Origin of the sequence: Thauera mechernichensis (assembly GCF_029588855.1) — a bacterium.
GTDB lineage: Bacteria > Pseudomonadota > Gammaproteobacteria > Burkholderiales > Rhodocyclaceae > Thauera > Thauera mechernichensis.
In genome coordinates this window covers 1-19,108 of record NZ_JARQZE010000028.1, presented here as the reverse complement: position 1 = coordinate 19,108, position 19,108 = coordinate 1, and the positions used below count along the sequence as shown (strand labels likewise).

Sequence of the window (19,108 nt, the reverse complement as noted above, 5' to 3'; positions counted from 1 at the left end):
AGTCTGCCTTGCCCGTGTCCTGCACGAGGATGGCAGATGGCGCAGCCTGCCCGGCGGCTCAGGGCTTCAACCGATATCCCGTCCTCAGCATCCACGTCGCGAGCGCCACGAACACCGTGAGGAAGAGCAGCGTCATGGCCAGGCTCACGCCCACCGGCACGTCGCCGCTACCGTAGAAGCTCCAGCGGAAACCGCTGACCAAGTACACCACCGGGTTGAACAGCGATACCGTGCGCCACGCCGCAGGCAGCATGTCGATGGAGTAGAAGCTGCCGCCGAGGAAGGTCAGCGGCGTGATGATCAGCAAAGGGACGAGCTGAAGCTTCTCGAAGTTGTCCGCCCAGATGCCGAGGATGAAGCCGAGCAGGCTGAAGCTGACCGCGGTGAGCAGCAGGAAGCCGATCATCCATACCGGGTGTTCGATGCGCAGCGGAACGAACAGGGTCGCGGTGACAAGGATGATCACGCTCAGGATGACCGCCTTGGTCGCCGCAGCCCCGACGAAACTGAGCACGATCTCGAAGTGCGAAACCGGGGCCGACAGAATCTCGTAGATCGTGCGCGAGAACTTCGGAAAGAAGATGCCGAAGGAGGCGTTCGACACGCTCTGCGTCAACAGGTTGAGCATGATGAGCCCGGGCACGATGAAGGCGCCGTAGCTCACCCCCTCCACCTCGGGGATACGCGCGCCGATTGCCGAACCGAAGACGACGAAGTACAGGGTGGTGGTGATCACCGGCGCCAGCACGCTCTGCAGCAGGGTGCGCTTGGTGCGAGCCATCTCGAACAGGTATATCGCGCGAACGGCGTGCCAGTTCATCGTGCGCCCTCCGCGGCCGCCCGGGCCTCGCTGCCGTTCTCGCCCGCAAGCGCAGGCTCGTTGACCAGGCTGACGAAGATATCTTCGAGCGAGCGCTGGGTGGTGTGCAGGTCGGCGCAGGCAATGCCCGCGCCGGCAAGGTCCTGCAGCAGGCCGGCGATCGCGCTGTCGCCGGACTCACCGTTCCGGCCCGTCTCGTAGCGATACACCAGCGTGCTGCCCCCCTTGCCCAGCGTCAGCCCGTAACGATCCAGCGCGGGCGGAATCTCGGTGATCGGCGCCACCAGCTGCAGGGTGAGCTGCTTGCCGCCGAGCTTGTCCATCAGCACCGCCTTGTCCTCGACCAGGATGAGCTCGCCCTTGGCGATCACGCCGATGCGGTCGGCCATTTCTTCGGCTTCCTCGATGTAGTGGGTGGTCAGGATCACCGTCACGCCCTCGTCACGCAAACGGCGCACGAGCTGCCACATGTCACGCCTCAACTCGACGTCGACGCCCGCGGTCGGCTCATCGAGGAACAGCACCTTGGGCTCATGCGACAAGGCCTTGGCGATCAGCACCCTGCGCTTCATGCCGCCGGACAGGGTCAGCATCCTGCTGTCCTTCCGGCTCCACAGCGACAGCGCCTTGAGCAGGCGCTCGAGGTAGGCCGGATCGGGCGGCTTGCCGAACAGCCCGCGGCTGAAGCAGACGGTGTTCCACACCGTCTCGAACGCCTCGGTGGTGAGCTCCTGGGGCACCAGGCCGATCTGCGCGCGTGCGGCACGGTAGTCGCGCACGATATCGTTGCCATCGACCCGCACGCTGCCGGCCGTCGCGTTGACCAGTCCACAGACCACGCTGATGAGCGTGGTCTTGCCCGCACCGTTCGGCCCAAGCAGCGCGAAGATCTCGCCGCGGCGGATGTCGAGATCTACACCTTTCAGCGCAGTGAATCCGGATGCATAGGTCTTGGAGAGCGCCGAGATCGAGATGATGGAGTCCATGGCGTCGAAGATAACAGATCGAGATCGCAGGCAAGCGCGGATGAACGTGTGCTCATTCTGATCTATGTCAGAGCAGCCATACCGAAACGCCCCATAATGGGCACTCACAGGACCCTGCGATCACGACCCGCATGAACAGCCCACTCTGCGCCCCCGCTTCAATGCATGGCCGACGGCAACGCATGCCCATCGTGTCCACTTGGCCAAGGTGAGCAGCCTCGGCAGGCACGCATCCACCTGGCTCGCGCACCCGCTGGCACAGGCCCTGTTCGCCACCGCGCTTGTACTTGGGCTGCTTGTCGCCTTCCTGGTATTCACCTTCCGCTCCACCGTTGCCACGACTGCAACCGCCTCCAGCAACGAGGCGCGCGTGCTGGCGACCAAGATCGAAGGCGCTTTGCGCCGCGTCGACATGAGCGCGGCCTTCGCGGCCGACAATGCCGTAGAGCCCGGTGCGCACGACCGCGTCGGTTCGGCCTCTTGGGCCGCCACGGTGGCGCCGCTGAACCTCAACCTCGCACAGCTTACGAGACACTTCCCCGAAGCGCTCGTCATCCTCATCACCGATACCGAAGGACGGGTGATCGCGAGCAGCTATGACGAACTGCCCACCTGGGGCATCGGCGATCGGGACTACTTCCAGCACGCACGCACTGCCCCAACCACCGCCCTGCAGTTCTCCAACGTCCTCACCAGCAAGGCCGCCCCCACCCCCACCGTGGTCGCGTACCGCGCCCGCCTGCGCGCTGACGGCAGCTTCGCCGGCGTGGTAGCCGTCGGCCTGAACCTCGCCAGCTTCGACGCGTTTCTGGACCGCATCGATGCCGGCGAACGAGGCGTGGTCGCCGTGCGCCGCAGCGATGACAGCCGCCTGGTCATGCGCAGGCCCGCCGCACCGGCCAGGATCAACACGGCCGACCCGTGGATTCCACCCTACCGGATGATCCTCGACGGCAAACGCCGCGGTGTCGTGCGTTACGCAAGCGCAGTGGATGACGTCGACCGCATCTTCGCCTTCCAAGCACTGCAGGACTACCCCTTCTTCGTGATCGTCGGACGCTCGGTGGATGAGCAATTCACGGTCTGGAGGCGAACCGGCGTGGCCGCGATGGCGATCGCAGCCGCCACCCTGACCCTGTTGCTGGCGATGCAGGCCGGGCTGCGCCGCAGCCGCGCCCGCCTGGCACGCAGCGAGCGGGACTTCGACGCGCTGGTGGAGAGTCGGCGCGAGGCAAGCTGCACCTGGCAGCCAGACACCACCCTGTTGTCCTGCAACGCGCGTTATGCTGCTCTCGTAGGTAGATCGCCCAGCGAACTGGAAGGTCACCGCTGGCTCGACTACCTGCCCGAACACGAGCGCCCGGCAACAGCCGCGGCAATCGAACACCTCACCAGCGGAGCCGGCGCACTCGCAACCGACCGCAGCATGCGCCACAGCGACGGCAGCATACGGTGGATCCGCTGGGTGGATCTGCCCGTTCTCGATAGCGAGGGCCGCTGCGTCGAAATCCGCTCCATCGGCCAGGACATCACCGCGCAGAAGGAAAACGAACTACGCCTGCGTCAGCTTGCACTTGCAGTCGAGCAAAGCCCCAACACCATCGTCATCACCAACACGCAGGCGCAGATCGAGTACGTCAATGCATCCTTCACCCGCACCACCGGCTACGCCGCCGACGAGGTGCTGGGGCAGAATCCGCGTCTGCTCAATGCCGGCAAGACACCGCCGGCCACCTATGCCGACCTGTGGGCGACGCTCGAGCGCGGAGAGGTCTGGCGCGGCGAGTTCATCAACTCGCGCAAGGACGAAAGCACGTATATCGAACTTGCCACGATCGCTCCCATCAAGCAGCCCGACGGCAGCGTCAGCCACTACGTGGCGATCAAGGAAGACATCACCGAGCGGCGTGCCGCAGAGGCGCGCATCAGGCAACTGGCGTACTACGACTCTCTGACCGGGCTGCCGAATCGCAGTCTGATGTGGGACAGACTGCGCCACGCCATCATCGCCAGCGAGCGCAGCGGCATGCACGGCATGCTGCTGTTGCTGGACATCGACTACTTCAAGCTGCTCAACGACACGCAGGGGCACAAGGCCGGCGACGCCTTGCTGCGTGACGTGGCGCAGCGCCTGCGCACAGCGCTGCGCGAGGAGGACACGGTTGCGCGCTTGGGCGACGACGACTTCGCAATCGTCGTTGAGGGTCTGGGCGCAGAGCGCGACGACGCCATTGCCCATGCCGGACGCATCGCCGAGCACCTTCATGGCTGCATTGCACAACCCTTCGACCTTGGCCTGCCGAGCGGCCCCTACCATGGCACGGCTAGCCTGGGCCTCACCCTCTTTCATGGGCGCGCAAACCCCGCCGAGGCCGTTCTCAAGCAGGCCGAGGTCGCCGTCGATCGCGCCAAGCACGACGGACGCAACCTGCACCGCTTCTTCAGTGAGGCAATGCAGGCCGTCGTTGCCGAACGTGCGAGCCTCGAGCTCAAGCTGCGCGCGGCCCTGGCCGAAAACCGGTTCCGCCTGTTCTACCAACCGCAACTCGACAGCACTGGTCGCCTGATCGGCGCCGAGGCCCTGCTGCGCTGCTTCGACACGCACGGCAGCATGATCTCGCCGGCCAGCTTCATCCCCCTGGCCGAGGAAACGGGGCTGATCGTACCGATAGGCGACTGGGTGCTGCAGGCAGCCTGCGCGCAGCTGCGGGTCTGGCAGGCACACGTGGCGACAGGCGACCTGAGCCTGTCCATCAACGTCAGCGCCAAACAGTTTCACCAGCCGGATTTCGTCGCCAAGGTCACCGCGGCAATCGAGCGCCACCGCGTCAATGCAGGCCTGCTCAAGATCGAACTCACCGAGAGCGTGGTGATCGGCGACATTGAAACAACGGTGGCACGCATGAAGCAGATCAAGGCGCTCGGCGTCCGCTTCGCACTCGACGATTTCGGCACCGGCTACTCGTCCCTGTCCTACCTCAAACGTCTGCCCTTCGACCAGCTCAAGATCGACCAGGCCTTCGTGCGCGACATGGACGACGGCAACTCCAGCGATGCGATCGTGCGTGCCATCCTGGCCATCAGCCAGTCGCTCGACCTGGAGGTCGTGGCTGAAGGCGTGGAAACCAGTGCCCAGCACGAACGGCTGCTTCAACGCGGTTGTGTCATGTTCCAGGGCTATCTGTTCGGCAAACCGGTGCCGATCGAGGCCTGGCCGGTGGGCTGAGCGCGCGGCGGAATGCCGGCAGCGCTACCCTTCAGCCCAGCGTCGCCGTCGCCAGCTTTGCCCCGAAGCCGATGAACACCCCGCCCACGCCCGCGGTCGCCCCTGCAGCGACGCGGCGATGGCGGCGGAACTGCGCGGCCAGGCGCGCGCCGGCGAAGATCAGCACCGACAGGTAGAGCACGCTGCACACCTGCACGATCACGCCCAGGATCACGAAGGACAGCGCCGGGTGTGCGTAGGTCGGATCGACGAACTGGATGAAGAAGGAGACGAAGAACAGGATCGCCTTCGGGTTCATCAGGCTGATGACGAGCGCAGTGCGGAACGGGTGCGGAGTACTGCGCACCGGCGGGTAATCCGGCTTACCGTCACCGACCTGCTCCGCCGTCTCGTCCCCGCGCCGCCAGGTGGCAAGTGCACCGCGCAGCAGGCTGATGCCCACCCAGGCCAGGTAGGCCGCACCTGCATACTTGATCACCATGAACAGCTCGGGCGTGGCGCGCAGCACCGAGGCCATGCCCATCACCGCCAGCAGCATGAGGATGGTGTCACCGACGAAGATGCCAGCCGCCCCCTGGTAGCCGGCGCGCGTACCCCAGCGCGATGCCGCTGCCATCACGTAGAGCGAGTTGGGCCCGGGCAGCAGCACGATGAAGATGGTGCCGAGAATGAAGGTGGTGAGGTCGGTGATGCCGTAGAACATTTGGGTACTCGCACGCAAGTGTGAACCGATGCTCACTTTGCCACGCCGACCGGCGCCCCGCCAGAGTCCAGGTGGCTGTCGGCCGACGAAAAGCTCGCGGCTGGCGCCGCTCCTACCCAGAACCACCACGCGCATCACCCGCCGTAGGAGCGGCGCCAGCCGCGAGGGGTTGAGGGCGATGGGCGTTGGCGGGTGCGATGAAAAGCTCGCGGCGGGCGCCGCTCCTACAGGAGAGCGCCGCAGCGTTTGCTCCCGCCGTAGGAGCGGCGCCAGCCGCGAGGGGTTGAGGGCGATGGGCGTTGGGCGGACGACGAGAAGCTCGCGGCTAGCGCCGCTCCTACGGCAAGCCTTGGTCAGTCAGCGGCGCCTGGCGACGAACTCGAGCGGCGGATCCCGACCACCGTTGCGCTGGATCTCCAGGCGTACCTGCAACTCACCGCCGTCCGGGGTGAGCTCGTAGTGCTGGACCAGTTCACTGGCTTGCGCCTCGCCAGCCACCACCTCGCTGCGCGTGAGGAAGTGCAGCCGACCGTCCCGCCACTCCACCGCCTCGACCACACGCGGCATCCCGAGGAAACTCGCCAGGCCTTCGATGCGACCGTCCCTGAGCTCGAAATCGTAAGTCTCCTCGAGGCTCAGATTCCAGGGGTAGCGGACTTCGGCGTGCCAGGAACCGACGATCGCCTGCACCTCATCCTGCGCGCCCGCCCCCCACAGCCACGCGCCCAAGCCCACTGCGGCAAGCGTCGCGGCCGCGGCCCCAAGCAAGCGCCCCGCTCCACGCGAGCGAGCGGCATCGGCGGGCTTCACCCATTGCGCCAGTACAGCCTCGAGCCGCATGCGGTCGGCTGCCCACGAAGCGTCACCAAGACTGAGCGCATGCCGGTTCGACAGCCCACGGATGGACGCGGGCAGCACCGTAGCTTCCGGCATCGATGCGCCACCGACCAGGATCGGCACCACGGGCCGCCCCGAGCCGAGCGCAAGTTCGATCTCGCGGCGCACGAAGTCCTGCGGGTGATCGAGCCTGCGCTCGCCCGCGGCCGAGGCGGCCAGCCAGCCAGGACCAATCAGGACCAGAACCGCCTTGGCATCGTGCAGGCGGCGCTCGATGACCGCCTCGAAATCCTCACCCGGCTGGATGTCGTCCACGTCGCGGAACACGCTCCCCACGCCGAAGCGCTGCTCGAGCGCATCGGTGAGGCGGCCGGCAAAGCCCGCACTATCTTCTCGGCGGTAGGAAACGAACAGGCAAGGCATGAACGATCGGCCCCTGCGGCGTGGTCCTTCATTCAAGCACGCCGCTTCAGCCGCCGCCAGGCGTATGCCTAGAGGAAGACGAACTTCGCCAGAAAGAGCACGAACAGTGCGTAAAGTGCGGGCGAGATGGCACGCCATTGGGCCGTGCAGAACTTGAGCACCACATACGCCACGAAGCCCAGCGCGATACCGTTCGCGATCGAGAAGGTGAGCGGCATCATCACCGCGGTGACGATTGCCGGGATGGTGTCGGTGTAGTCCTCCCAGTCGATGTGGGCGAGTCCGGTAGTCATCAGCATCGCCACATAGATCAGCGCGCCGGCGGTGGCATAGCCCGGGATCATGCCGGCCAGCGGGGCGAAGAACATCGCCACCAGGAACAACACGCCGACGGTGATTGCCGTCAGCCCCGTGCGCCCGCCCGCCTCAACGCCCGAACAGCTCTCGACGTAGCTCGTCACCGGCGGGCAGCCGACACAGGCACCGATCACGCTCGCGCTGCTGTCGGCCTTGAGCGCCTGCGGCAGGTTCTCGATGCTGCCGTCAGCCTTGGTCAGCTTGGCCCGATGCGCCACACCCATCAGCGTGCCGGCGGTATCGAACATGTTCACGAACAGGAAAGCGAGGATGACGCTGATCATCGCGACATCGAAGGCGCCAGCCACGTCCATGGCCAGTAGCGTGGGCGCCAGGCTCGGCGGCATCGACACCAGTCCGCCGTAGTCGACGATGCCCACCAACCAGCCGATGAAGGTCACAACAAGGATGCTGATCAGGATCGCGCCGAATACGCGGTAGTGGCTGAGCACGCCGATCATCAGGAAGCACAGGCCCGCAAGCGCGGCCGGCAACTCGAGCATCGAGCCCATGGTCACCAGCGTTGCATCGCTCGGAACCACGATACCGGCGATCTTCAGCCCGATCAGCCCAAGGAACAGGCCAACGCCTGCCCCCATCGCAAAGCGCAGGCTGCGCGGAATGCTGTCGAGCAGCCACTGGCGCAAGCGGGTGAAGCTCATCGCCATGAACAGTACGCCGGACAGGAACACGGCACCCAGCGCGACCTCCCAGCTATAGCCCATCTCGCCAACCACGGTGTAGGTGAAGAAGGCGTTGAGTCCCATGCCGGGCGCCAGCCCGACCGGCCAGTTGGCATAGAAGCCCATCAGCAGGCAACCGAGGGCGGCACCGATGCAGGTGGCAACGAAGGCCGCACCCTGGTCCATGCCTGCCGCGGCCATGATCGTCGGATTGACGAAGATGATGTAGGCCATGGTAATGAAGGTGGTGAGCCCGGCAAACAGCTCCGTGCGCACGGTCGTGCCATGCGCGGTGAGGCCGAAGCGTCGCTCCAGCCAGCTGTCGGGACCGACCGGTACGCCCTCGGGCGCCGCGACCGTAGTGGAAGAATGGGGTTGCATGAGCGATGTCTCCTCGTGACCGGGCGAGCGCCAGCATGGGCCCGGGTTCTGGCTGGATGCAAGCCGAGCGTGGCCACAGCGGACGCGCCCGATGCACTCTCGCACTGCGCCGCCGATATTGTTAACGATTTTGGCAACGACAGAGATTGCAGTTTAGATAGCGAGGTGCGCCAGTGACCATATGGATCACCAAATACCTTGCATCAGCCTGCCCGTATAGCTGGCCGGACAGCTGCTGGTGCGCACGCCCTCAGCGCGGTCCCCGCCCGCCGTCCTCGGTCCCCAGGCCGTCCAGCGCAAGCAGACGGGCAATATCGTCATCCTCGGACGACTCACCACGATCGAGCGCGAGGCGCCCCTCGAGGTGGGCGACATGCTCGCTCATGAGCGCCCGCGCGCGCTCCACATCGCGTGCCGCGATGGCATCCAGGATGTCTTCATGATCGCTCAGCATGCAAGCCGGCGGCGACTCACGACGATGGGCCAGCACAACGAGCGGCGTGCGAGTGATGATCTCATCGAGGAAGGCCGCGAGAACCGTATTGCCGACGCTCTCGGCGAGCTGCAGGTGAAAGTCGATCGACATGCGCAACGCCTTGCGCACATCGCCCCCGGCGTAGGCGGCACGCTCGCGCTGCACCAAGGCGCGCAGGCGCGCCAGCGCGGCCTCGTCGAGCCGCTCCACGGCGAGTTCGACGATCGCAGCCTCGATGTAGCGCCGCGCGCAGAACAGATCCCGCCCTTCGGCCGCCGATGGACTTGCGACGAATACGCCGCGATTGGGGGCGTGCGTCACCAGGCGGTAGATCTCCAGACGGGCCAGCGCCTGGCGCACCACCGCTCGATTGACGCCGAAGGCGTCGGCCAGACCCTGCTCCTTCAGCTGCAGACCGGGCGGCAGGCGCTGGTCGAGCACGGCGTTGCGCAACGACTCGAACACGCGCTGGATCTCCTCCGACGACGGCGTCCGGCCGGCCTTGCCTGCCGCCATGCGGCCATCGTCTTGCCCTTCGCTCATTCCCGACCTCCGTCCGCACCCTGCTGCCCGTCATGCTGCCAGTTCTGCCCTCCAGACGGGCGGCAGGATTATAACGGGATCGTGATTCCCCATATTGGCTCTGGCGCCGACTCGCGGCCATGGGGCGCCCCCTGCGCTCGGGAGCAAGCCCAATGCGGCCGGGCGTTACAGGCTCGCGGCTGCGCACCGGGGCACGACAAGCGGCAAGGGCATGTTCCGGAGCAGTCGCCCGATCGATTGTTGACAATTTTGTAATCAGAATCCACGATCAAATCACCGCGCTGCTCCCAACCACCTGGCGCTCTTGGACAAGTCGGGCAGGCCGGCGTAGAACGAATGACAGCCGCTCGCACGGCACACCCCATCAGGACGAGACGATGAACACAGACGCAATCCGCCTTCTGCTCAACGGCGAACCGGTCGACGTGACCGGCATCGCGCCCACTACCAGCCTGCTCGCCTGGCTGCGCATCCACCGCGGCCTGACGGGCACCAAGGAAGGCTGCGCCGAAGGCGACTGCGGCGCCTGCACCGTCGTCGTCGGCGAACTGGCAGGCGACACCGACAGCCTGCGTCTGTTCAGCGTCAATGCCTGCATCCAGTTCATGCCCGCGCTCGACGGCAAGGCCGTGTTTACGGTCGAGTACCTGCGCCGCCAGGCCGAGGATCGGCTGCATCCGGTGCAACAGGCGATGGTCGATTGCCACGGATCGCAGTGCGGCTTCTGCACGCCCGGCTTCGTGATGTCCCTGTGGGACCTCTACAACGCCTGCGTTCCCGACGGCACGCGCCCGGACGCCGCACGCATCAGTAGCCAGCTTACCGGCAACCTGTGCCGCTGCACGGGCTACCGGCCCATCCTCGAGGCCGGCCAACGCATGTTCGAACACCCTGCGCAGGCGCTGGATCGCGAGGCGGTTCGTGCCGCACTGCTCCGCCTGCGCCGCAGCGAGGCGCTCGACTATGCCCATGACGGCGCGCACTTCTTCGCTCCGCGTACGCTTGAAGCGCTGATCGAGCTGCGCAGCCGCCATCCCCAGGCAACCGTGCTCGCAGGCTGTACCGACATCGGGCTGTGGGTCAACAAGCAGTTCCGCGACGTCGGCGACCTCCTCTACATCGGCCAGGTCGAGGCCCTGCAACAGGTCGTGGAGGCACGCGGACGGCTGCGCATCGGCGCCGCGGTCTCGCTCAGCGACGCCTTCGCAGCGCTCTGTCTGCCCTACCCCGAGCTCGGCGAACTGTGGGAACGCTTCGCCTCGCCGCCGGTGCGCAATGCCGGCACACTCGGCGGCAATGTCGCCAACGGCTCGCCGATCGGCGATTCGATGCCGGCGCTGATCGCGCTCGGCGCCGAGGTCGTGGTGCACGGGCCGGGTGGCCGCCGCAGCCTGCCGCTCGAAGCCTTCTACCTGGACTACATGCGCAAGGATCTCGCCGCCGACGAGATCGTCGAGGCCGTCGAAGTGCCGGTGCATGAATCAGCACTGCGCTTTCGCAGCTGGAAGCTGTCGAAGCGCTTCGACTCGGACATCTCGGCCGTATGCGGCGCCTTTGCGCTTCGCCTCGAAGACGGCGTCGTGCGCGGCCCGCGCATCGCCTTCGGCGGCATGGCCGCCACCCCACGCCGCGCCCTGCGCACCGAGGCCGCCATCGACGGCCGGCGCTGGGACGAGGACACGCTGACCGCGGCGCTGCGCGCACTGGCCGAGGACTACGCACCGCTGAGCGACCTGCGCGCAAGTGCCGATTACAGGCGCCGCACCGCTGCAGCCCTGCTGCGCCGCTTCTACCTCGAGACGCGGGCGCAAGACCCGCTCGACGCGCAACAGACACGCGTGTTCGCCGCCTTCGACAGCTTCGCCGCCCAGCCCTGAGGTTGCCCCCATGAAAGCCCAATCCTTCACCCAGGCACGTCAGGCCGCTCCGGCCGCCCACCACGGCCACCCGCACGAATCCGCCCGCCTGCACGTTGCCGGCGAGGCCACCTATGTCGACGACATCCGCGAGCTGGCCGGCACGGCCCACGCGGCGCTCGGGCTATCGACCCAGGCTCATGCGCGCATCGTCGCCATCGAGCTCGACGCGGTGCGCGCCATGCCGGGCGTGATCGCGGTCTTTACCGCTGCCGACATCCCCGGCACCAACGATTGCGGACCGATCATCCACGACGATCCCATCCTCGCCGACGGCGTGGTGCACTACGTCGGCCAGCCCCTGTTCGCGGTGGTGGCCGATAGCCACGAGCACGCTCGCCGCGCCGCACGCCGCGCCAAGGTGAGCTACGAGCCGCTGCCGGCGGTGCTCGACCCACTGCAGGCGAAGGCGCAGAACAGCTTCGTGCTGCCCCCCATGCAACTCGTGCGCGGCGAGCCAGCTGCCCGCCTCGCCGCCGCACCGCGCCGGCTCAGGGGCAGCTGGCAGGTGGGCGGACAGGAGCAGTTCTACCTCGAGGGCCAGATCTCCTACGCGGTGCCGCGCGAAGACGGCTGCATCCACCTGTGGTGCTCGACCCAGCACCCCACCGAGATGCAGCACGTGGTCAGCCATGCCCTGGGCCTGGCGGCCAATCAGGTGGTGGTGGAAATGCGCCGCATGGGCGGCGGCTTTGGCGGCAAGGAGTCGCAGTCGGCCCTGTTCGCCTGCGTCGCCGCGCTGGCCGCGGCGCGCCTGCGCCGCCCGGTCAAGCTGCGCCCCGACCGAGACGACGACTTCATGATCACCGGCAAGCGCCACGACTTCCACTACGAGTACGAGGTCGGCTTCGACGACGAAGGCCGCATCCTTGCCGCGCGCATCGAGATGGTGGCGCGCGCGGGCTTCTCGGCCGACCTTTCGGGCCCGGTGGCCACGCGCGCGATCTGCCACTTCGACAACGCCTACTACCTCGCCGATGTCGACATCCGCGCCCTGTGCGCAAGGACCAACACCCAGTCGAACACCGCCTTCCGCGGCTTTGGCGGGCCGCAGGGCGCAGTGGCGATCGAGTACATCATCGACAGCATCGCGCGCGAGTTGGGCCGCGATGCGCTCGACGTGCGCAAGCTCAACTTCTACGGCGGCGCTGGCCGCGACCTGACCCCCTACGGCCAGCGCGTCGAAGACAACGTGATCCACGAACTGGTCGCCGAACTCGAGGCCGACAGCGCCTACCGCGAGCGCCGGCGGGCCATCACCGCCTACAACGCCGGCAGCCCGGTGCTCAAGAAGGGCCTTGCGCTGACACCGGTGAAGTTCGGCATCTCCTTCAACGTCGCGCACTACAACCAGGCCGGCGCGCTCGTGCATGTGTACACCGACGGCTCGGTGCTGGTGAACCACGGCGGTACCGAGATGGGCCAGGGCCTCAACACCAAGGTCTGCCAGGTGGTGGCGCACACGCTCGGCATCGCGCTGGCGCAGGTACGCGCCACCGCCGCCGACACCAGCAAGGTCGCCAACACCTCGGCCACCGCCGCCTCGACCGGCGCCGACCTCAACGGCAAGGCGGCCGAGGATGCCGCACGCCGCATCCGCCAGCGTCTCGCCGACTTCGTCGCCCAGCGCCACGGCATCGACGCAGACGCGGTGCGCTTTGCCGACGACCATGTGCACGCCGGCGCTGTTGCGATCCCGTTTGCCGAGTGCGTGCAGCAGGCCTACCAGGCCCGCGTCCAGCTCTGGTCGGAGGGCTTCTACACCACCCCTGGTCTGAGCTGGGACCGCAGCACGCTGACCGGCCGCCCGTTCTACTACTTCGCCTACGGTGCAGCGGTGGCCGAGGTGCTGGTCGATACCCTCACCGGTGAGTGGCGCCTGCTGCGCGCCGACCTGCTGCACGATGCCGGCAACTCGATCAACCCGGCAATCGACGTCGGCCAGGTGGAGGGCGCCTTCATCCAGGGCATGGGCTGGCTGACGATGGAGGAGTTGTGGTGGAACAAGGACGGCCGGCTGATGACCCACGCCCCATCGACCTACAAGATCCCCGCCGCGCATGATTGTCCAGCCGAGTTCCATACCCGCCTGTTCCGCAACAGCAACCACGAAGAGACCATCCTGCGTTCGAAGGCGGTTGGCGAGCCGCCGTTGCTGCTCGGCTTTGCAGTGCTGTTCGCGCTGCGCGACGCCGTCACCGCCGTCGGCGACGGCCGCAGCGCTCCGCCCCTGCGTGCGCCGGCGACACCGGAGGCCATCCTCGACGCGATCGACGCCGTGCGTGCAGCGTGCGCACACACTGCAGCGGAGCCGCAACCATGAATACCTGGGTGGAACAGCTTGCGCGCCTGATCGAAGCCGGTGAGCGCGCCGTGCTGGTGACGGTGGCCGCTGCCCGTGGCTCGACACCACGCGCAGCCGGTGCGCGCATGATCGTCAGCGCCACCACCTGTCACGGCACGATCGGCGGCGGCCAGCTCGAACTGCGTGCGATCGCCGTGGCCCGTCAGCTCCTTGCCGATGGCGCACGCAGCCCGAGCCTGGTGCGTTTCCCGCTCGGCGCCAGTGTTGGCCAGTGCTGTGGCGGTGTCATGCAGCTCGCCTTCGAGCCGGTCGGCGCGGGCCAGTGCGACTGGCTTGCGGCCGCGCGCGCATACGCTGCCACCGCACGCCCCTGGGGCCGCATCGTCGACCTCACTGGCGATCGCCCCGCGGTGCGTGTGTTCGGCGAGCACCCCGAGGCCGAGCTCGCAGATGCGCGCGAACTCGAACGCGCGCGCAGCCTACTCGCCGGCCGCGCCGACGACGCCGCGCTGTTGGCGAGCACGCCCGCTCGCGGCGCTGACGCGCTGCTCGACGTCAGCCTGCCGCCCGAGCTTCAGGTCGTACTGTTCGGCGCCGGTCACGTCGGCCGCGCCCTCGCCGAACTCTTCGGGCGCCTGCCGATGCAGGTGCGCTGGGTAGATCCACGCGAGGAAGAATTCCCCGCCGTGGTCGCGCCGAACATCGAGGTCCGCTGCACCGACGTGCCCGAAGCCGAAGTGCGCGCCGCGCCGGCCGACGCCGTCTTCCTTGTGCTGACCCACAGTCATGCACTCGACTTCGACCTCGTGCGCGCGATCCTCGACCGCGGCGACTTCCGCTGCTGCGGCCTCATCGGCTCGCAGTCCAAGCGCACCAGCTTCGAGCAGCGCCTGCGCGCACGCGGCTATGGCGAGCAGGCCATCGCCCGCCTCAACTGCCCGATCGGCACGCCTGGCCTGGGTGGCAAGGAGCCCGAGGTCATCGCGGTCGCCATCGCTGCCGAAGTGCTGCAACTGCGCGGCGCCTCATTCGCCGCGCGGCCCGCCCTGCGCGACTGTGCCGCATGAACACGCCCTTGCCCTGTCCCCCTCTCGCATACCACAAGACACTCCCCACATGAACACGCCCCAGTTGCACGCCGTCCGCGGCGAGATCCTGCACTTCATCGCCAACCCTGCCAGTGCCGGCGAGTCCGCCCTCGAACACTTCGCCGACGGCGTGCTGGTGCTGCGCGACGGCCACGTCGCCGAGCTCGGGCCAGCGCCGGAGCTGCTCGCCCGCCTGCCAGCCGAACTGCCGCTGACCGACTACCGCGGCAAGCTGATCCTGCCCGGCTTCGTCGATACCCACATCCACTACGCCCAGACCGACATCATCGCCAGCCATGGCGAGCAGCTGCTGGCCTGGCTCGAGAAGTACACCTTTCCGGCCGAAGCACGCTTTGCCGACCCGGCACACGCGCGCAACGTCGCCAGCTTCTTCTGCGACGAACTGCTGCGCAACGGCACCACCACCGCACTCGCCTTCGCCACCGTGCACGCTGCCTCGGTCGACGCCTTGTTCGAGGCTGCGCTCGAGCGGCGCATGCGCATGATCTCGGGCAAGGTACTGATGGACCGCCACTGCCCCGACTTCCTGCGCGACACCGCGACGGGCGGGTACGCCGAGTCGAAGGCACTGATCGAGCGCTGGCATGGCCGCGACCGCCTGCAATACGCGGTGACGCCGCGCTTCGCGGCCACCTCCTCGCCCGAGCAGATGACGCTCGCCGGCCGCCTTTACGCTGAGCATCCGGGGATCTATCTGCAGTCGCACGTGGCCGAGAACCAGGGCGAAGTCGCCTGGGTGGCCGGGCTCTATCCCGAGGCACGCAGCTATCTCGACGTGTACGACCGCTACGGCCAGCTCGGCATGCGCTCGGTGTACGCGCACTGCATCTGGCTCGACGACACCGACCGCAGGCGGATGGCCGAGACGGGCGCGGCGATCAGCTTCTGTCCGACCTCGAACCTCTTTCTCGGCTCGGGTCTGTTCGATCTCGGGCGCGCCAACGAGCTTGGCCTGCGAGTGGGCCTGGGCACCGACGTCGGCGCCGGTACCAGCTTCTCGATGCTGCAGACCTTGAACGAAGCCTACAAGGTGCTGCAGCTCAAGGGCCAGAAGCTGCCTGCCGCAAGCGCTTTCCACCTCGCCACACTGGGCGGGGCGCACAGCCTTTATCTGGACGATCGCGTCGGCAACTTCCTGCCCGGGAAGGAGGCCGACTTCGTCGTCCTCGACCCGCAGGCCACACCGCTGCTGGCACGCCGCATGGCCTGCGCCCAGACCCTGGACGAGCGCCTGTTCGTGCTGATGATGCTGGGCGACGACCGCGCGGTGGCGGCAACCCACGTGATGGGCGAAGCGCGCTGGCAAAGGCCTGGGTGAGTCAGCGCCCGCCGTTGGCGCGGCGCGCGTTCCACAGCGACCACAGGCTGATCATCGCCAGCGCGCCGCCAATCAGCAGCATGCCGGCGAACTCGGCCGCGCTGGGGCGCTCGCCGAGTTCGATCCAGCCGGCGAGGACACCGATCATCGGGATCCCGAGCGCAGACAGGCCCGCCATCCCGGTCGACAGGTGCTGCAGGATGTACAGCCACAACAGCCAGGCCAGCCCGGTGGCAAACACGGCATTGAAGGCGAGCGCAGCGAAGAAGTACGGCGTCGGATCGATCGGCCTGGAGGGCAGCACCAGCGCCACGATGCACAACGCCAGAGCCCCGAACAGCATCTGCCAAGCCGTGAGCGCAAGCAGGTCGAACTCACGCGCAAGTCGCATGCGCTTGGCAACGACCGCCGAAGCAGCCCACGTCAGCCCGCCACCGACCGCAAGCAGGTTGCTGAAGGCACTGCCGCCCGCAGCCCAGGGCTCGAGTATCAGCACGAGGCCAAAGCCCGCGATCGCAATCGCCCCCCATTGCAGCCCGCGCACCCGCTCGCCCAACGCCCACCACGCCATCGGAATCACCCAGAACGGCATGGTGTAGACCAGCACCGCGGTCTTGCCGGCGCCACCCGCCACCAGCGCCCACTGGATCAACGCAGTGAAGGCAGCGGTCTGCAGCACACCGAGCAGCATCACCTGGCGCGCCGCCACCAGGGTCATTGGCTTGCGCAGCACGACAAGCACCAGGAACAGGGTGGCAGCGCCGAGTACGGTGCGGATGGCCGAGAAATCGAAGGGATCAACGTACTGGATCACCTGCTTCATCACCACCCAGTTGTAGCCCCAGATCAGGGACAGCACCGCGAGCGCGCACAAGGCGAGCCGGGAGGTACGGGATGGCGATGAGGATGGGGCGGCAGCCTGTGTCGCGGGGGAAGACATGGGTACTCCAAAAGGAAAATGCCGCGGCGCCCCTGACGGGGAACCGCGGCGAAAACAACATCTGAGTGTCGACCGGGGAGCTCGGTGACGAGTATCAGTGCAAGTTGATTATCCACTCTGCGCGCCCGCCCGACATATGGGCGGAGTGATACGCAGGATCAGCACACTAGCTAGAGGCTCAGGCTGCCTCCGCCACCGGCGCGGGTGCACGCATGCGCATCAGGCCAAGGTGCAGCACGGCGCCGAGGAGCGCGCCGAACAGCCAGGCAAAACCCGCCCACGAGGCGAGTGCGGGCGTCCACACCGAGGCCACCGAGAACAGCGATGCGACCGAGAAGGCAAACAGTGCGCGCTTGTTCCAACCCTTGTCGAAGTAGTACGTCGATCCCGGCTCGGCCGAGAACAGGTCCTGCACGTTGAGCCTCTGCTTGCGCACCAGGTAATAGTCGGCAACCACGATGCCGTACAGCGGCGCCAGCACTGCACCCAGGGTATCGACAAAGCCGGCGATGCCGATATGGCTGATCAAGGCCACCCACAAGCCACCGATGAAGAAGGAGATGACTGCGGTGATGATGCCACCGGTGCGTGCACTGATCTTCGCAGGGGCGAGGTTGGCGAGGCCGAAGGCCGCCGGGATGAAGTTCGCCACCAGGTTGATGCCGACGGTGGCAGCGAAGAAGGTGAGCGCAGCGATGATGGTCAGCGCCAGGTTGTCGACCTTGCCCACCATCTCGGCCGGGTTGGTGATCATCTCGCCGAACAGCACGGCGGTGCCGGCGGTGATGAAGAGCGCGAGGAAGGAGAACAGGGCCAGGCTCACCGGCAGGCCGAGGAAGTTGCCCCACTTCATCTGCGACTCGTTCTTCACGAAGCGCGAGAAGTCGCCGTAGTTGATCACCACGGCGGCGAAGTAGGCGACCATGGTACCGACCACTGCGACGAAGGCCGCGACCGGGCCACCGGGGTGCTCACCCTTGCCATCGAAGATGGTGCCCAGCTCGTTGAGCAGGCCGCCGCCGGCCTTGTACCAGATCACCCCCAGGAGCGCGATCATCACCAGGTAGACCAGCGGCCCCGCCCAGTTCAGGAACTTGGTGATCCAGTCGAAACCGCGCAGGAAGAGTGCAAGCTGGAACACGCACACGACCGCATAGGAGAACCAGTCCACCGCCGTCATGCCGAGGAAGGCCCCCCCACCCGGGTTGCCGAGCAGCGCATTGAACAGCAGCGCGAGCGCAGTCGATGCGAAGTAGGTCTGCACCCCGTACCAGAAGATGGCGACGATGCCGCGGATGAGTGCGGGGAAGTTGGCGCCATGCACGCCCATCGAGGCGCGTGCGATCACCGGGTACGGAATGCCGTACTTCACACCGGGCTTGCCGGTGAGGTTGACCAGCACATTGACGATGATGCCCGCGAGGATGATGCCGGCGAATACCGCCCAGCCATTGAGTCCGTAGGAGATGAACAGGGTCGCGGCCAGCGTGTAGCCGAACAGGCTCTGGATGTCGTTGGACCAGACGTTGAAGATCTCGAACCAGCCCCACTTGCGCTTGTCCGGCGGCAATGGCGCGAGATCCGAGTTGTACAGCCTGGGGTCCATATGCTGGATCTTGAGGTCGATCTTTTCGCTTTCCATGGGTGGCTCCATTGCCGCCGCGCGGCTTCTGGTTATGGGGGTCGGTACTACTTGCGGAAGCAAAAAACCCCTCGCCCGCTCCGCAACGGACGATTCGTTGGGTATCAATGGCGTCGGACTCGCCTGACCCGCCGACCAGCGCCGCGGTCAGCCCCATCCTGCAGGAGCGGCGCCAGCCGCGAGGAGTTGAAGGCGATGCGGCTGGAGGCCTGGCCAAAAAAGGCTCGCGGCTGGCGCCGCCCCTACGGGGAAACGCCACGTGCGCCCCCGCCATGGGGCGGTGTGTTTCTACACGTCGCGTCGCTGCCAGGGATGGCGCTCGATCCAGTGGCGGGCGATGTCGACGCGGCGGCACACCCATACGCGGTCGTGCTTCTCGATGTGGTCGAGGAAGCGCTGCAGCGCACGGAAGCGGCCCGGGCGGCCGAGCAGGCGGCAGTGCAT

Annotated in this window: 13 protein-coding genes and 1 pseudogene; 5 read left to right on the top strand and 9 right to left on the bottom strand. The window is 67.0% G+C overall.

Going from position 1 to position 19,108, the window contains the following annotated elements:
• Window positions 1–58 precede the first annotated feature (58 nt).
• A complete protein-coding gene (locus P7F68_RS19315; protein WP_002941815.1) occupies window positions 59–820 on the bottom strand; it encodes an ABC transporter permease in 762 nt (253 codons plus the stop codon).
• Window positions 817–1,806 (bottom strand): ABC transporter ATP-binding protein, encoded by a 990-nt coding sequence (locus P7F68_RS19310; protein WP_002941813.1) that lies wholly within the window; start codon window positions 1,804–1,806, stop codon window positions 817–819. The genes P7F68_RS19315 and P7F68_RS19310 overlap by 4 nt, the downstream gene beginning before the upstream one ends.
• A 199-nt stretch (window positions 1,807–2,005) precedes the next feature.
• Between P7F68_RS19310 and P7F68_RS19305 the strand changes: the two genes are divergently transcribed.
• Complete coding sequence (locus P7F68_RS19305; protein ID WP_338405594.1) at window positions 2,006–5,032, top strand: bifunctional diguanylate cyclase/phosphodiesterase; 3,027 nt, start codon at window positions 2,006–2,008, stop codon at window positions 5,030–5,032.
• A gap of 31 nt (window positions 5,033–5,063) precedes the next feature.
• On the opposite strand, the gene leuE is transcribed toward P7F68_RS19305, so the two are convergent.
• The 4 genes from leuE to P7F68_RS19285 all read right to left on the bottom strand — a co-directional run bounded on the left by leuE (window position 5,064) and on the right by P7F68_RS19285 (window position 9,434).
• Window positions 5,064–5,735, bottom strand: coding sequence for a leucine efflux protein LeuE (gene leuE / locus P7F68_RS19300; protein ID WP_002941806.1), 672 nt, complete (start codon window positions 5,733–5,735; stop codon window positions 5,064–5,066).
• Window positions 5,736–6,092: 357 nt separating this feature from the next.
• Complete coding sequence (locus P7F68_RS19295; RefSeq protein WP_277835552.1) at window positions 6,093–6,995, bottom strand: toll/interleukin-1 receptor domain-containing protein; 903 nt, start codon at window positions 6,993–6,995, stop codon at window positions 6,093–6,095.
• A gap of 68 nt (window positions 6,996–7,063) precedes the next feature.
• Window positions 7,064–8,416 carry an NCS2 family permease gene (locus P7F68_RS19290; protein ID WP_002938109.1) on the bottom strand — a complete coding sequence of 451 codons (1,353 nt, stop codon included), beginning with the start codon at window positions 8,414–8,416 and terminating at the stop codon, window positions 7,064–7,066.
• 250 nt (window positions 8,417–8,666) lie between these two features.
• Window positions 8,667–9,434, bottom strand: a complete 768-nt coding sequence (locus P7F68_RS19285) for a GntR family transcriptional regulator (RefSeq protein WP_002938110.1) — start codon at window positions 9,432–9,434, stop codon at window positions 8,667–8,669.
• Between the two features lie 377 nt (window positions 9,435–9,811).
• Between P7F68_RS19285 and xdhA the strand changes: the two genes are divergently transcribed.
• The 4 genes from xdhA to guaD are packed head-to-tail and all read left to right on the top strand — an operon-like array spanning window position 9,812 to window position 16,082.
• A complete protein-coding gene (xdhA, locus tag P7F68_RS19280) occupies window positions 9,812–11,311 on the top strand; it encodes a xanthine dehydrogenase small subunit (RefSeq protein WP_277835550.1) in 1,500 nt (499 codons plus the stop codon).
• A 10-nt stretch (window positions 11,312–11,321) separates the two neighbouring features.
• Window positions 11,322–13,673, top strand: coding sequence for a xanthine dehydrogenase molybdopterin binding subunit (xdhB, locus tag P7F68_RS19275; RefSeq protein ID WP_277835548.1), 2,352 nt, complete (start codon window positions 11,322–11,324; stop codon window positions 13,671–13,673).
• A complete protein-coding gene (xdhC, locus tag P7F68_RS19270; protein ID WP_277835547.1) occupies window positions 13,670–14,722 on the top strand; it encodes a xanthine dehydrogenase accessory protein XdhC in 1,053 nt (350 codons plus the stop codon). Before xdhB ends, xdhC begins: the two co-directional genes overlap by 4 nt.
• 49 nt (window positions 14,723–14,771) lie before the next feature.
• On the top strand, window positions 14,772–16,082 hold the full coding sequence (gene guaD, locus P7F68_RS19265) for a guanine deaminase (RefSeq protein ID WP_277835545.1): 1,311 nt from the start codon (window positions 14,772–14,774) through the stop codon (window positions 16,080–16,082).
• A 1-nt stretch (window position 16,083) separates the two neighbouring features.
• Here guaD and P7F68_RS19260 read toward each other — a convergent pair whose 3' ends face one another.
• The 3 genes and pseudogenes from P7F68_RS19260 to P7F68_RS19250 all read right to left on the bottom strand — a co-directional run.
• Window positions 16,084–17,022, bottom strand: a complete 939-nt coding sequence (locus P7F68_RS19260) for a DMT family transporter (protein ID WP_232431566.1) — start codon at window positions 17,020–17,022, stop codon at window positions 16,084–16,086.
• A 178-nt stretch (window positions 17,023–17,200) separates the two neighbouring features.
• Window positions 17,201–18,664 (bottom strand): NCS1 family nucleobase:cation symporter-1, encoded by a 1,464-nt coding sequence (locus P7F68_RS19255; RefSeq protein WP_277835544.1) that lies wholly within the window; start codon window positions 18,662–18,664, stop codon window positions 17,201–17,203.
• A gap of 288 nt (window positions 18,665–18,952) precedes the next feature.
• A pseudogene (locus P7F68_RS19250) lies at window positions 18,953–19,108 on the bottom strand (allantoinase); the annotation flags it as partial.

Excerpts from the sequence above, each read along its gene's own strand:
- P7F68_RS19315 (WP_002941815.1), bottom strand. The coding sequence starts at position 820 with ATGAACTGGCACGCCGTTCGCGCGATATACCTGTTCGAGATGGCTCGC.
- P7F68_RS19310 (WP_002941813.1), bottom strand. The coding sequence starts at position 1,806 with ATGGACTCCATCATCTCGATCTCGGCGCTCTCCAAGACCTATGCATCC.
- leuE (WP_002941806.1), bottom strand. The coding sequence starts at position 5,735 with ATGTTCTACGGCATCACCGACCTCACCACCTTCATTCTCGGCACCATC.
- P7F68_RS19295 (WP_277835552.1), bottom strand. The coding sequence starts at position 6,995 with ATGCCTTGCCTGTTCGTTTCCTACCGCCGAGAAGATAGTGCGGGCTTT.
- P7F68_RS19290 (WP_002938109.1), bottom strand. The coding sequence starts at position 8,416 with ATGCAACCCCATTCTTCCACTACGGTCGCGGCGCCCGAGGGCGTACCG.
- P7F68_RS19285 (WP_002938110.1), bottom strand. The coding sequence starts at position 9,434 with ATGAGCGAAGGGCAAGACGATGGCCGCATGGCGGCAGGCAAGGCCGGC.
- xdhA (WP_277835550.1), top strand. The coding sequence starts at position 9,812 with ATGAACACAGACGCAATCCGCCTTCTGCTCAACGGCGAACCGGTCGAC.
- xdhB (WP_277835548.1), top strand. The coding sequence starts at position 11,322 with ATGAAAGCCCAATCCTTCACCCAGGCACGTCAGGCCGCTCCGGCCGCC.
- xdhC (WP_277835547.1), top strand. The coding sequence starts at position 13,670 with ATGAATACCTGGGTGGAACAGCTTGCGCGCCTGATCGAAGCCGGTGAG.
- guaD (WP_277835545.1), top strand. The coding sequence starts at position 14,772 with ATGAACACGCCCCAGTTGCACGCCGTCCGCGGCGAGATCCTGCACTTC.
- P7F68_RS19260 (WP_232431566.1), bottom strand. The coding sequence starts at position 17,022 with ATGTCTTCCCCCGCGACACAGGCTGCCGCCCCATCCTCATCGCCATCC.
- P7F68_RS19255 (WP_277835544.1), bottom strand. The coding sequence starts at position 18,664 with ATGGAAAGCGAAAAGATCGACCTCAAGATCCAGCATATGGACCCCAGG.